The 12,376-nt window shown below is 67.5% G+C and carries 13 protein-coding genes; 1 reads left to right on the top strand and 12 read right to left on the bottom strand.

What is annotated here, in order from left to right; translation table 11 throughout:
- Positions 1-12: 12 nt before the first annotated feature.
- From ACJ512_RS01385 to ACJ512_RS01375, 3 genes are all read right to left on the bottom strand, one after another.
- Positions 13-1,629: a long-chain fatty acid--CoA ligase gene (locus ACJ512_RS01385; protein WP_407685000.1), complete on the bottom strand. Its 1,617-nt coding sequence runs from the start codon at positions 1,627-1,629 to the stop codon at positions 13-15.
- A gap of 51 nt (positions 1,630-1,680) precedes the next feature.
- Positions 1,681-2,091, bottom strand: coding sequence for a sterol carrier protein (locus tag ACJ512_RS01380; RefSeq protein WP_407684922.1), 411 nt, complete (start codon positions 2,089-2,091; stop codon positions 1,681-1,683).
- 179 nt (positions 2,092-2,270) lie between these two features.
- Positions 2,271-3,557, bottom strand: a complete 1,287-nt coding sequence (locus ACJ512_RS01375) for a sensor histidine kinase (RefSeq protein ID WP_407684923.1) — start codon at positions 3,555-3,557, stop codon at positions 2,271-2,273.
- 35 nt (positions 3,558-3,592) lie between these two features.
- Between ACJ512_RS01375 and ACJ512_RS01370 the strand changes: the two genes are divergently transcribed.
- Positions 3,593-4,267, top strand: a complete 675-nt coding sequence (locus ACJ512_RS01370) for a response regulator (protein ID WP_407684924.1) — start codon at positions 3,593-3,595, stop codon at positions 4,265-4,267.
- A 74-nt stretch (positions 4,268-4,341) separates the two neighbouring features.
- Here ACJ512_RS01370 and ACJ512_RS01365 read toward each other — a convergent pair whose 3' ends face one another.
- From ACJ512_RS01365 to ACJ512_RS01325, 9 genes are all read right to left on the bottom strand, one after another.
- A complete protein-coding gene (locus ACJ512_RS01365) occupies positions 4,342-4,749 on the bottom strand; it encodes an SCP2 sterol-binding domain-containing protein (RefSeq protein ID WP_407684925.1) in 408 nt (135 codons plus the stop codon).
- A 37-nt stretch (positions 4,750-4,786) separates the two neighbouring features.
- The gene (locus tag ACJ512_RS01360) at positions 4,787-5,074 is read right to left on the bottom strand and encodes an NADH-quinone oxidoreductase subunit I (protein WP_407684926.1); all 288 of its coding nucleotides are present in this window, start codon (positions 5,072-5,074) and stop codon (positions 4,787-4,789) included.
- A 28-nt stretch (positions 5,075-5,102) separates the two neighbouring features.
- On the bottom strand, positions 5,103-5,486 hold the full coding sequence (locus ACJ512_RS01355) for a hypothetical protein (protein ID WP_407684927.1): 384 nt from the start codon (positions 5,484-5,486) through the stop codon (positions 5,103-5,105).
- A 56-nt stretch (positions 5,487-5,542) separates the two neighbouring features.
- On the bottom strand, positions 5,543-6,706 hold the full coding sequence (locus ACJ512_RS01350; RefSeq protein WP_461479939.1) for a ferritin-like domain-containing protein: 1,164 nt from the start codon (positions 6,704-6,706) through the stop codon (positions 5,543-5,545).
- 281 nt (positions 6,707-6,987) lie between these two features.
- Complete coding sequence (locus ACJ512_RS01345; protein ID WP_407684928.1) at positions 6,988-7,956, bottom strand: NADPH:quinone oxidoreductase family protein; 969 nt, start codon at positions 7,954-7,956, stop codon at positions 6,988-6,990.
- Positions 7,957-7,966: 10 nt separating this feature from the next.
- Positions 7,967-8,827: an SDR family oxidoreductase gene (locus ACJ512_RS01340; RefSeq protein ID WP_407684929.1), complete on the bottom strand. Its 861-nt coding sequence runs from the start codon at positions 8,825-8,827 to the stop codon at positions 7,967-7,969.
- 42 nt (positions 8,828-8,869) lie between these two features.
- On the bottom strand, positions 8,870-10,303 hold the full coding sequence (locus ACJ512_RS01335; protein ID WP_407684930.1) for an aldehyde dehydrogenase family protein: 1,434 nt from the start codon (positions 10,301-10,303) through the stop codon (positions 8,870-8,872).
- A gap of 117 nt (positions 10,304-10,420) precedes the next feature.
- The gene (locus ACJ512_RS01330; RefSeq protein ID WP_407685001.1) at positions 10,421-11,353 is read right to left on the bottom strand and encodes a class I SAM-dependent methyltransferase; all 933 of its coding nucleotides are present in this window, start codon (positions 11,351-11,353) and stop codon (positions 10,421-10,423) included.
- A 49-nt stretch (positions 11,354-11,402) separates the two neighbouring features.
- Positions 11,403-12,365 carry a class I SAM-dependent methyltransferase gene (locus tag ACJ512_RS01325; RefSeq protein ID WP_407684931.1) on the bottom strand — a complete coding sequence of 321 codons (963 nt, stop codon included), beginning with the start codon at positions 12,363-12,365 and terminating at the stop codon, positions 11,403-11,405.
- Positions 12,366-12,376 lie beyond the last annotated feature (11 nt).

Raw genomic sequence — 12,376 nt, 5'->3', positions numbered from 1 at the left:
GACGGGACAAGATCAACCGAGGGTCTCGATGACGAACGCGCCGTCCGCGTGCTGCCGGCGGAGCGTCTTCTTGTCGAACTTGCCGGTCGAGGTCAACGGGACCTCGGGGACGAACGTCCACCGCTCCGGCAGCCACCACTTGGCCACCCGGTCGCGCAGGAAGTCCGCCAGTTGCGCGGCTGTCGCGGTGTGCCCGGCGTGACGCACGATGACCGCCAACGGCCGTTCCTGCCATTTGGGGTCGGGCACGGAGATGACCGCCGCGGCGCGCACCCCGGGGTGAGCGGCCAATTCGTTTTCCAGTTCCACCGAGGAAATCCATTCACCGCCGGATTTGATCACGTCCTTGGCCCGGTCGGTCAACGTGATGAACGCATCCTCGGAGATCGTGCCGACGTCACCGGTTGGCAGCCACCCGTCGGCGGCGACCGCGACCACGTCCTGGCCGTAGTAGCGTTCCGTGATCCACGGCCCGCGCACCTGGATCTCCCCGACCGACTCACCGTCCCAGGGTTGTTCGGCGCCCGTGTCGTCAACGATGCGGGCTTGCACGCCGGCCACCACCCGACCCTGTGTCACCCGCAGTCGCTGCGCGGTATCGGCGGGGTCGGTGTGGCGCGGCAGGGCCACCGAGGCCAGCGGTGACGTTTCTGTCATGCCCCACGCCTGCACGATCCGGATGCCCAACTCGTCAAACGCGCTCATCAACGACCGCGGCACCGCAGATCCCCCGCACGCCACCAACTTCAGCGAACTCAGGTCATGGCCGGGATTGTCGCGCAGGTAGTGCAGGATGTCGGTCCAAATGGTCGGCACCGCACCCGACATCGTCGGGCGCGTCGCCTCGATCATCTCCACCAGCGGCGCGGCCTGCAAGAAGCGGTCCGGCAACACCAGTTGCGCGCCGGCCATCATCGCCGCATAGGGCAGCCCCCAGGCGTTGGCGTGAAACATCGGCACGATGGCCAGCACCGTGTCGTCATGGCCGATACCCAACGCGTTCGCCGTGCAGGCGGCCTGCGAATGCAGCCACGTCGAGCGATGGCTGTAGACCACTCCTTTCGGGTGACCGGTGGTCCCGCTCGTGTAGCACATCGCCGCGGCGGAGCGCTCGTCAACACCGGGCCAGTCGAAGGTCTCCGGCTGGCCCGCCACCACCTCCTCGTAGCGCAGCACGGTTCTCCCGCAACCGTCCAGAGGCGACAGGTCACCCTCACCGGTGACCAACACCGTGTGCACCGAGGCCATCGTCGGCAGCGCCGCCGCCAGCACGCCCAGCACCGTGTCGTCGACGATGACGACCCGGTCGTCGGCATCGTTGGCGATCCACGCCAACTGCTGCGGCGGCAACCGCAGGTTCAACGTGTGCAGCACCGCACCCATCGACGGCACCGCGGCGTAACTGTCCAGGTGCTCCTGATTGCTCCACTGCAGCGTGGCGACCCGCTCGTCACCGCGCACACCGACCTGACGCAACGCGTTGGCCAGCCGGGCCGCCCGAACCGCCAACTCGCGGTAGGTCACCCGAGAAATCGTGCCGGGACCGCGCGCGCTGAACACCTCCCGCTCGCCATGCACCGTCGCCGCATGCTCGACGATCCCGGCGACACCCAACTGAACGTCCTGCATCGTCGACTTCACCGCGGCACCACCGCGCTCAGCAGACCAGTCCAGCGCCGCTCACGCATCGATGAGGTCCTGACGCTGCGCGGCCTCCAGCATCAGCCGGTACTCCGGGAACAAGTTCTTGGCCTGTGGTATCAGCTTGATCAGCTTGGCCACCGGACCCTTGGCCCGCACCGTGCCCTTGGCCATCGCCACCGTCAAGTTCACCTTCCCCAACCAGAACCTGTTTCCCATGTCCGCCGACATGAACAACTCAACGTTGGGCACCGCCGTACTCGACGCTCCGGTTTCGACGACCTTGTTAGGCATATCCACCGTCACCACCGCATCCGGGTCGGTGTAGTGAACCCGCAACACCACTCCCGAAGCCGCCAGCTTGTCGGCCAACCCTTCCTTTTCCAGCCCACGCCGGAAAATCCCACCCAGATAGGCGTAAACCTCATCTTCATCGGTGAAGACGGCCATCCCGGCCTCCGTTCTGTGCATCAGGTGACATGCTCGGGCGTGCGGGCGTCGCCGCGGGCGCGGCATTGTGGTGTGCGCCACCAGCCGTGCTGGTGCCATGGTGGCGACCACAGCACCGCCGTGCCAGTCGCGCGCGTGCCAATCAGTGGCCTCCGCGGGCCAATCCCCGCCCGATCGAATCACGCGATCGGGGCGCGAACGGTCGCCACGAGCCCGCCGCCGTCGCGCGCGCTGAAATCGACCCGCCCACCGATCGCCTCGAGGATCTGCTGCACGATCCACAGGCCCAGCCCGGCGGTACCGCGCCGGTCACCGATGCTGACGTATTTGGCCGTCAGCCGGCCCAGACTCTGAGCGGGTATGCCAGGACCGTGGTCGGCGATCTCGATGACGATGTCGTTGCCGGTCTGGGCGCACGTCACGTCGACGGGGGCATCACGGCTATGCCGGGAAGCGTTCTCCAGCAGGTTGGTCAGCACCCGCCGCAGTCCCTGGGCGTTGACCGCGACCGCGCCCACGTCGTCGCCCACCGTCAGCCGCAGCTGCGGTGGAACCAGGCCCGCGGCGTCGGCTGCAGCGGTGATCAGGCCGGCCATGTCGACCCGCCGGACCCGGCCCGACGAGAAGGCGGGGCGCCGGCTCAACGCGACGTCGGACAGGGCGTCGAGCATGTCGCCGAGGTGCTGAACGTGGCGGCCGGCCAGCTGCAGACTGGCGGCACGGTCGGACTCCGGCATCGGCGTCGCCGATGCGAGCGCGGACATGAGCGCCTCCAAGGAAGCGATGGGGGTGCGGAATTCGTGTACCAGCACCTGTAACCCGTCCTGCTGCGACTGGTAGGACTGCAACAGCCGGCTGCGCAGGTCACGTTCCTCTTCAGCGGCGGCGTGTTCGGCTTCGGCCTCCACCATCGCCTTTACGCTGTATTGGTGTTCGCGTTCGGCCAGGGACGACAACCCAGCCGTGATGATCGCCGTGAACAGCAGGTACAGCGCCCACCAGCTACTCTGCGGCACCGGTGCGAGCGCGACACCGTCAGTGGAGGCCAATAGCGCGACGGCGATGTACCCGGCGCCGAGTAGCACCCCCAACACCAGCGTCTGGGTAAGCGACAGCCGTGCCGCGGAGGCGATGACAACCAGCACCAGCACCGACACCGCCGGGCTGTGCACCCCGCCGGTCAGCGCGATGAACACCAGCGTGAACATCGAGTCGAAGCCGGTGACCAGCCAACGGTAACGAGTGCGGCGCACCTCCAACTGCGGATGGACGAACACGATCGCCGCATAGACCAGCGCCGCCGCTATCAGGATCGCGACATACACGCGCGCCCCGGCCGGCTCTACCGGCAACAGCAAGCCGATCGAGATCACCACCGCGACCCGCACGGCGACGACGGTGCGTGCCAGCCCGTAGCCGCTGCCGTGTCCCTCCGCCGTCCAACGGTGCCGATCGACCGATCTCACCGGGCCGACATTAGGGCCGGGGTAGCGTCACAGCAATGACCGGCAAGCCGTTCGTCGTTGTAATCGTCGACGACCACGAGCTTTTCGCACAAGGGCTGGCTTTGCTGCTCGACCGCCAATGGGGCGAGTTGTTCACGGTGGGCGGGCAGACCACTTACGTCGAGGAGGCTGCCGACCTGGTGGCGCGCTGCGCTGCCGACGTCGCGATCATCGACCTGTCCATGCCCCCACTCGGCGGGATAGCCGCGATCCGGCATATCAAGGCGCGTCATCCCACAACCCGGATCGTGGCGCTGTCGGGGACCGGCAACCTCGAGCTCGCCGAGGAGGCGCTGCGCGCGGGCGCCGACGGATTCCTGCCGAAGACGGCGCGGCCCGAAGCACTGGCCGGCCCGCTGTGGACCGTCGCCGAAGGCTTGCGGGTCATCGACGGCGCGCTGCTCGATGCGCTGCTGGCGAAGTCCCGCGAACCGCGATCGGCGTTGCTGGACAATCTCAGCACGCAGGAACTCCAGTTATGGCGGTTGGTTGCCACGGGCATGGAGACCGGCGATATCGCGCACCGGATGATGGTCTCGGAGCGCACCACCAAACGGATGGTGGCCGCGTTGCTGCACAAACTCGGCGTCACCAATCGCATCGCCGCCGCCGCGATGGCCGGGCGGCTCCGACTGCTCGATGATCTCTCCGAGTCCGACCGGTCCCAGTAAGGATTTCCCAGGGAGGATTTCCCAGTAAGGATTTCCCAGTAAGGATTCGAGTCCGCCGGGGTGCCAAGCCGGCGTCAAACAGCCAGCAAGTCGGTGCGCCCCTCGGCCCGCAACAACTCCTCATAGCGCGGGAAAAGCTTCTTGGCGACAGGCACGAGCTTGAGGATCTTCGGCACCGGGCCTTTCGCGCGGACCTGGCCCTTGGCCAGCGAGACAGCGAGGTTGAGTTTGCCCTGCCAGAACCGGTTGGCCATGTCGGAGGTCATCGACATCGCCACGGTGGGCGAAAGGTCACAACTGCCGGTGAACACCTTCTTGTTGGGCATGTCGACCGTGATCTGGATGTCCGGGTCGGAGCAGTTGAGTTGCAGCACGACACCGGACGCGGCGAGTTGGTCGCCGATCGATTCGTCTGCGACTGCCTTCTCGAAAATCCCGGCAATGTACTTCGTCGCCTCGTCGCCGTCTTTGAAAACACCCACGGTATAGCACCTCAGCTTCCTGAATCCTTCAACGCACTCAGCTGTCCTTGCGGGCCGCCCACTCGTGCAGCTCGGCGATCTTCGTGTAGCCATTGTCCGGCACGAATCCCGCTTCGACTCGGCCGTCGTGAATACAGTCGACCGGGCACAGCGGCACGCATTTCCCGCAGTCAATGCACTGGTCGAGGTCGATCACGAATCGGCCCAGGAAATCGTCGGCTTTCTTCGATATGGCATCGATGCGTCCCGGGCACGCATGCTCGCACGCTCCGCACCCGATGCACGTGTCATCGATATAGAAGTTGCCTCGCCGTGTCCGGCTCATCAGTTTTTCTCTTCCCTGATGGGGCGATTCACAACCGAGCACAGTTGTTGAAGAATTGCTGCAAACTCTGATTATTGCGGAAAAACAAGTCCCGGCCCAGCGGGTCTGACGACCAGACCCGTATCGGTGTCGCCGCCATGCTCAGCGCGTTGAGGGTGTGATCAAGGTCCGGCCGGCCGTGTCCGGCGCGAATGCTGTCCACCATCTCCTGCCACGAGTCCCGGTCGGTCTCGATGACAAAATCCATCGAATCCAGTTCGGTGTCGCCGATTTCCTTGATCTCGCTGACGTCGAAACCGTCGAAAAGCAGTTGGACGATCAGCGCGGACCCGTCGGGGCCGCCGTCGAAGATGTTGACGGCGAACCGGCAGTCGACCTCGCCGAGCTTCCGAAACTCGGCGAGGTCTGCCATGTTGGTCTCCGCGAGCCTGGTCAGCCACTCGACGGTGGGAAGGTCGGTACTCGTGCTCACGCCGTCCACGGCATCTCCAACGGGATCGTCACCTTGTCGCGGCGGTCGAACCCAGCGCGATCACAGCGCTGCAGGTACTCCTCGACAATCGTCCCCCAAAGGAACGACACACCCTCCATGCCGTCGTCGATCTTGTCGACTCCTCCACCCATCAGAACGGCTAGCGGCTCGAGCAGTCCGGGACTGCTCAGCGCGGTGAGGATGATCTGCTCACCAAGGTCGGCGAAGCGGTGCATATCCGAAAGCGCCTTGTCCCTGTCGGTGGAGCAGTCGAGGAAGTTCTTCAGCTCAAGCGTGCCGTAGGAGACGTGTCGGGCCTCGTCTTGCATGCAGCGCCGGAAGATTTCCTTGTCGACATGGGTCTTGGACAGGAATTCGCCGGCCCGGAATATGGTGAGAACGAGCCCTTCGCCCAGGACATTGAGCAGGAACGTGCCCTGGGTGTGGGTCGGCGACTCGAGAATCGCCTTCAGTGCCCACTCCAAAGCCGGGCTGGCGTGCAACAAGCCGCCGCCCCCGGCGAGAGCGCGCTTGCGGAACACTTCCATGTGACGGGCTTCGTCCATCATCTGCGTCACGAGGAAATTTTTGATTTCGAAGAAATCCGGTGAGGTGCGGTAAACCCAGCGGGACGGGAAGTCGCCGGCGACGAACTCGACCTCGGTGAGCGAGGTGGCCAGCTGGCACGCCGCCTTCTCCAGATCCTCGCTGACCGGTTCGAGCTCGCTCCACGGGATGTCGCTGGTGGAGTTCCACTGCCGCGCCTTGGCCTCCTCATACAGCGTCATCACGTTGTCTGCCCAGGCTTCCTTCTTGTCCAGGATGTCGTAGGCGTCGATCGTCGGCATCTGCTCGGCGTACGGGTCGCGCACGGAGCCGCGCGGGGCGAAGTTGCGTGTCGCATTGTGCTCGGGCAGCGTGCCGTAGGCCGGCGGACGGTTGATGTCGGTGTAGGTCAATCCCCGCGAGCTCGGCCGCGCCCGCACCCCCCAATTCGCCTTTTCGGTGTCCATCCAGTGCAGCGAAAACGACCCGCGCCCAAGGCGGTCGAGGTTTTCCTGCAAAAGCTCGGCCCAGATGGTGTTGTCCTCGCGGAACTTCTTCTCGTAAGCGGCCAATGCCTCGTCTTCGAGCGGAACTTCGCCGGGCAGCGGCTCCATGCGGGTCAGTATCTCGGTCATGCGGCGGTCCTTCCCGCTAGGTAATCCCCTGTATCCCTGGGTAACGCCACCGTATGACGCCGCTCACACCGCCTGTAAGGTCCGCCCGGGTCAAGCCTGACCCGATTGGGCCAATCGCGACTGGTCGGCCCCTGATCGATCGTCAGCCGGCCATGATGCGGGCCGGTCGTCACCGATCACCGCCACCACCGTGCCCGTCGGCGACGGCAACGGCGACCCCGGTTTGCGTGTGTCAGTGGTGGGGTGTCGCGACCCGCCGCCTACGGCTCGAGCACCAGCTTGCCCAGCACCCCGCCGTCGGCCAGGCACTGCAGCGCCGCCTGCGCCTCCGACAACGGATATCGTTGCGGGGGAGGCGGTTTCAGGCCCAGGTAGACCAGCTGCCCCAGCCCCCAGGAGAACAACGCCGCCGAGCCGGGCACCTTGTTGAGGTACTCGCCCCACGCCACCCCCACCACGCTGACGTTGCGCAGCAGCAGCCGGTTCACCTTGACGGTCGGGATGCTGCCCGCGGCGAAACCGATGACCAGCAGCTTGCCGTCGATGGCCAGGACCCGCACCGCGTCGTCGAACGCCGGGCCGCCGATGGGGTCCACGACGATGTCCACCCCCCGACCGCCGGTGTACCTGCGCACCTCGTCGGCCCAGTCCCCGGACAGCGGCAGCACCAGGTCGGCGCCCAGCGAGGAGACGTAGTCGGTGGCCGCCGTGCGGTGCAACACGGCCAGCACCTTCTTCGCGCCCATCGCCCGGGCCACCTGGATCGCCGCCGTCCCCACCCCGCCGGCCGCGCCGAGCACCAGCACCGTGTCGCCCGGCCGCATCGCCGCCCGGCGGGCCAGCGCGAAGTACATGGTGTTGTAGTTCACCAGCAGCGACACCGCCTCGGCGTCGTCGAGCTCGGCGGGGCTGCGAATCACGTTGGGCACCGGCACGGCGACCTGCTCGGCGTAGGCACCCAGGATGCCGAACGCCGAAACCCGGTCGCCCACTGTGAAGCCCGAGCCCGCCGGCGCAGAGTGCACCACCCCGGCGGCCTCCATGCCGGGCACGAACGGCGGCGGCAGCTTCAGCTGGTACTCGCCCTTGCTCAGCAGCAGGTCCGGAAAGCACACCCCGGCGGCCCGCACGTCGATGATGACGTGGTCGGGATCCTCGGCGAGGTCGTCGATGTCGGTGTAGGCGATACCGGCCGGGCCCGACAGGCGCTGTACGACGCAGGCTTTCATCGCCTTGGACCTACAGCTTGAATTCCGCCTTTTTGGCCGCCGACAGGTCGGTGATCTCACCCCAGTGCGCGGCGATGTCCTGCACCGACGGCGGCTTGTCGAAGTTGGCGCCCTCGTTGCCGAACAGCGCCACCCGCTGCACCTTGCCGCCACCGACGATGAAAACCGATGCGGTGTCGGCGCATTCCTCGGTGCACAGGTAGGCCACCACCGGCGCGACGTACTCCGGGGTGAGCTTCTCCAGCACCTCCTTGGGCATGATGTCCTCGGTCATGCGGGTGGCCGCGATCGGGGCGACGGCGTTGGTGTGGATGTTGTACTTGGCCCCTTCCTGGGCCAGCGTGTTGATCATGCCGACCAGGCCGAGTTTGGCCGCGCCGTAGTTGGTCTGGCCGAAGTTGCCGAACAGCCCGCTGGTGGAGGTGGCGACGACGACCCGGCCGTAGCTCTGCTCGCGGAAGTGCGGCCACGCCGCGCGCAGCACGTTGTAGCCGCCGTAGAGGTGCACCTTGAGCACGGCGTCCCAGTTCTCGAACGTCATCTTGTGGAACGTGCCGTCGCGCAGGATCCCCGCGTTGCTCACCACCCCGTGCACGGCACCGAACTCGTCGATCGCGGTCTTGATGATGTTGGCCGCGCCCGCCGAGTCGGCGACGCTGTCGTAGTTGGCCACCGCCCGGCCCCCCGCCTCGCGGATCTCGTTGACGACCTGGTCGGCCATGTTGTGGCCGGCACCCGTGCCGTCGCGCGCGCCGCCGAGGTCGTTCACGACGACGCTGGCGCCCTCCTTGGCGAGGGTCAGGGCGTACTCGCGCCCGAGACCTCCGCCCGCTCCGGTGACGACGACGACGCGATCCTGCACTCCTGGCATCAGGTTCCTTTCGAGGGGTTGGGAGGGGCTAAAACGTCGGTGTCAGAACAGCTTTCGGGCCAGCTTGAAGGCCCAGTTGCTGTAGGGCGGGTAGATGAAGCTCGACATGTCGGGCCGGGTCGGCTTGGTCAGCACCGACTTGCGGTGGCTGAACTCCTCGAACCCGAAGCGGCCGTGGTAGGCGCCCATCCCCGACGTGCCGACCCCGCCGAAGGGCAGCTTGGCCGTCGAGACCTGGAAGGCCAGGTGGTTGACCAGCATGCCGCCGGCCGGCACCTCCTTGATCACGCGCTCGCGGGTCGCCCGCGACTTGGTGAACAGGTAGGCGGCCAGCGGCTTGGGCCGTGCGTTGACGAAACGTATTGCGTCGTCCAGGTTTTGGGCGGTGACGACCGGCAGGATCGGCCCGAAGATCTCGTTGCACATCAACGGCCCGTCCAGGTCCGGGTCGACCACGACCGCCGGCTTGATGCGCAGGGTCGCGTCGTCGCACTCGCCGCCGACGGTGATCCTGCCGTCCTTGCCGGACAGGTAGCCCTTGAGCCGGTCGAACTGGCGGCGGTTGACGATCCGCATCCCGGCCGGGTCCTTGGAACGGAACTTCGTGATGGCCGCGCCGATCTTGTCGACCAGCTCGTCGCGGATCTTGACGTCGGCCAGCACGTAGTCGGGCGCCACGCAGGTCTGACCGGCGTTGAGCAGCTTCATCCAGGCGATGCGCTTGGCGGCGACGTCGATGTCGGCGTCGGCGGCCACGATCACCGGGCTCTTGCCGCCCAGCTCGAGGGTGACCGGGGTCAGGTGGGGTGCGGCCCCCTCGTAGACCTTGCGGCCGATCTCGGTGCCGCCGGTGAACATCACCCGGTCCAGGCCCTGCGCGATCAGCTCCTGGCTCACCGAGCCGTCGCCCTCGACGACCGCGATCGCGTCGCGGTCCAGGTAGCGGGGCACCAGCTCGGCCATCAGGTGCGAGGACGCGGGCGCCAGCTCGGACGGCTTGAGGATGACGGTGTTGCCCGCGGCGATCGCGCCGACCGCGGGGCCCAGCGTCAGGTAGAACGGGTAGTTCCAGGCGCCGATGATCAGCACGGTCCCGAACGGTTCGTACTCGATCCAGCCGCGGCCCGGCAGCTGCGGCACCTCGAGCAGCACGTGCTTGCGCCGTGTCCAGCGCCGCAGGTTCTTGGCCGCGAACTTCGCCTCGCCCGCAGTGGTCGCGATATCGGCGATGTAGGCCTCGAACGGGTTGCGGTCCAGGTCGTCGGCGAGCGCGGCGGCGAGCGCGGCCTCGTTCTCCTCCATCATTTTCTGCAGCTGCAGCAGCTGGCGTTTGCGCCACTCGATGTCGCGGGTGCGCCCGGTGGCGAAGGTTTTGCGCAGCCGGTCCACCGTCGCGGCGACGTCGACCGGCGCGGCGCCCGGCCCGCCGTTCGCGGATGCTGGTGACTTCGGTGCAACCGATTCGGTGGTCATCATTGTCCTTCCTGAGCGAAGGCACGCAGTGCAGCGTGCGTTCGCCGCTCAATCGGCGATAACCGCGATCCTAACCATGCGGTTGGGAGAGCAGTAGGAAGGATCCGCAGCGCCGGCCGGCTACAAACGCTCGGCGGTCACGAAGTCGGAGAACGCGCCCTTGTCGTCGGCGAACGGCACGCCCTCGATCCAGCGGTTCAGGCGGCGCATCTCGTCGGTGGCGGCCTGCGACTGGGCCCGCCAGCCGTGGTCGTTGAGCCAGTCGGCGACGTGGGCGCGGTCGTCGTCGCGATACATCAGTTCCCCGACGTCGATGGTCTCTTCCAGGCCGATCTCGGCGGCCACCTTCTTGAACCGTTCCCGCATCTGCTGGCGCCGCTCCTCGGCGTGGGCGGGCGCGGTCTCGGCGGAGACCCGGCTGCCGGGCGCGCTGAGCTCGCTGATCTGGGCGAACAACCGGTCCTGGGCGTCGGCGGGCAGGTACATCAGCAGGCCCTCGGCCAGCCACGCGGTCGGCGCCGCCGGGTCGAAGCCCGCCTCGCGCAACGCCGCCGGCCAGTCCTGGCGCAGGTCGATGGCCACCTCGCGGCGGTCGGCCGTCGGCGTGACACCGTTCTCGGCCAGCGTCGCGGACTTGAATTCCAGCACCTGCGGCTGGTCGATCTCGTAGACCGTGGTCCCGGCCGGCCAGTCCAGGCGGTAGGCGCGCGAGTCCAGCCCCGACGCCAGGATGACCACCTGCCGGATGCCGGCGGCCACCGCGTCGTTGAAGAACGCGTCGAAGAAGTGGGTGCGCACCGCCTGGTAGCTGCGCATGTGGTGCAGGTGGGCCGCGGAGTCGGCGTCGATCGCCTCGACCTTGGCCACGATGGCCGGGTCGAGCATCTTCTCCCAGAGCACGTTCGCGCCGGAGTTGCCGACCAGCAACTTGGCGTACGGGTCGCGGATCAGCGCGTCGGGCCGCTCGGTCTCGACGGCCCGGGCGGCGGCCACCATCACCGCGGTGGAGCCGACGCTGGTCTTGATGTCCCACGTGTCGTCGTGGGTGCGCAGTGAACTCATCGGGTGTTCCTCTGTTCGACGTGTTTGACGTGTTTGACGGTCACTCGGATGGCGCGCCGAGGCGCGCGCGCAGCAACGTGCTGCTGACGGCCTCGTCGGCCAGGTCTTCGGGTACCGGGCGGCCCAGTCGGGCCATCTCCTCGCGGTTGTTCACCTCGTCCACCTGCCAGCCGCGGTCGCGCAGCCACTGCGTGGGATCCGAACGCTCGGGCTCGTGGTAGGTGAGCGCCTGGACGTTGACGTCCAGACCGAGACGCTCCCGCATCCGCTGCCACCGCTGGGTGGTGACGCGCGAGTTCATCCCGAACACCTCGACCGCCACCTGGCTGCCCGGCACGCTCAGGGCGGTGAACCTCTCGAAGAGCAGGTCCTGGGCGTCGGCCGGCAGGTAGGGCAGCAGGCCTTCGGCGAGCCACGCGGTCGGGCGGCCGGGATCGAAACCCGCCAGGGTGAGCGCCGCCGGCCAGTCGTCGCGCAGATCCACCGGAACGGGGCGCCGCCGGGCCGTGGGAACGGCGTCGTGGGATTCCAGGATTTCGTTCTTGTACTCCAGCACCTTGGGCTGGTCGATCTCGTAGACCGTGGTGTCGGCGGGCCAGTCCAGCCGGTAGGCCCGCGAGTCCAGCCCGGCCGCCAGGATCACCACCTGGCGGAGCCCGGCGCGCATGGCCCCGCCGAAGTACTCGTCGAAGAAGTGGGTGCGCACGGCCTGGTAGTCGACGCCGAGCCGGTGCACGCGCTGCCCGTGATCGTCACCGTCGAGCCACGCCAGTTCGGGGTCGGCGAGCCGCGCCCACGGCGCACCGGCCGAGGACACCAGGATCGCGGCGAACCGATCGCGGATCAGGGGGTCGGGCCCGGCGGTTTCCACCGCCCGCGACGCGGCGACGCCCAGGGCGGTCGCGCCGACGAGTTCGGTGATGGCCCAGGAGTCGCCCGCGGTCCGTCGCGAAGCCGGCTCCGACGGGGCCCCTGCCGGGGAGGAGTCGCCGAGATCAGTCATGACGCGCCTAC

The organism is Mycobacterium cajalii (genome assembly GCF_045809005.2).
Lineage (GTDB): Bacteria > Actinomycetota > Actinomycetes > Mycobacteriales > Mycobacteriaceae > Mycobacterium.
The sequence above is the reverse complement of the archived record's forward strand: the minus strand, read 5'-3'. Positions and strand labels throughout refer to the sequence as shown.

Excerpts from the sequence above, each read along its gene's own strand:
- ACJ512_RS01385 (WP_407685000.1), bottom strand. The coding sequence starts at position 1,629 with ATGCAGGACGTTCAGTTGGGTGTCGCCGGGATCGTCGAGCATGCGGCG.
- ACJ512_RS01380 (WP_407684922.1), bottom strand. The coding sequence starts at position 2,091 with ATGGCCGTCTTCACCGATGAAGATGAGGTTTACGCCTATCTGGGTGGG.
- ACJ512_RS01370 (WP_407684924.1), top strand. The coding sequence starts at position 3,593 with ATGACCGGCAAGCCGTTCGTCGTTGTAATCGTCGACGACCACGAGCTT.
- ACJ512_RS01360 (WP_407684926.1), bottom strand. The coding sequence starts at position 5,074 with ATGAGCCGGACACGGCGAGGCAACTTCTATATCGATGACACGTGCATC.
- ACJ512_RS01355 (WP_407684927.1), bottom strand. The coding sequence starts at position 5,486 with ATGGCAGACCTCGCCGAGTTTCGGAAGCTCGGCGAGGTCGACTGCCGG.
- ACJ512_RS01350 (WP_461479939.1), bottom strand. The coding sequence starts at position 6,706 with ATGGAGCCGCTGCCCGGCGAAGTTCCGCTCGAAGACGAGGCATTGGCC.
- ACJ512_RS01345 (WP_407684928.1), bottom strand. The coding sequence starts at position 7,956 with ATGAAAGCCTGCGTCGTACAGCGCCTGTCGGGCCCGGCCGGTATCGCC.
- ACJ512_RS01340 (WP_407684929.1), bottom strand. The coding sequence starts at position 8,827 with ATGCCAGGAGTGCAGGATCGCGTCGTCGTCGTCACCGGAGCGGGCGGA.
- ACJ512_RS01335 (WP_407684930.1), bottom strand. The coding sequence starts at position 10,303 with ATGATGACCACCGAATCGGTTGCACCGAAGTCACCAGCATCCGCGAAC.
- ACJ512_RS01325 (WP_407684931.1), bottom strand. The coding sequence starts at position 12,365 with ATGACTGATCTCGGCGACTCCTCCCCGGCAGGGGCCCCGTCGGAGCCG.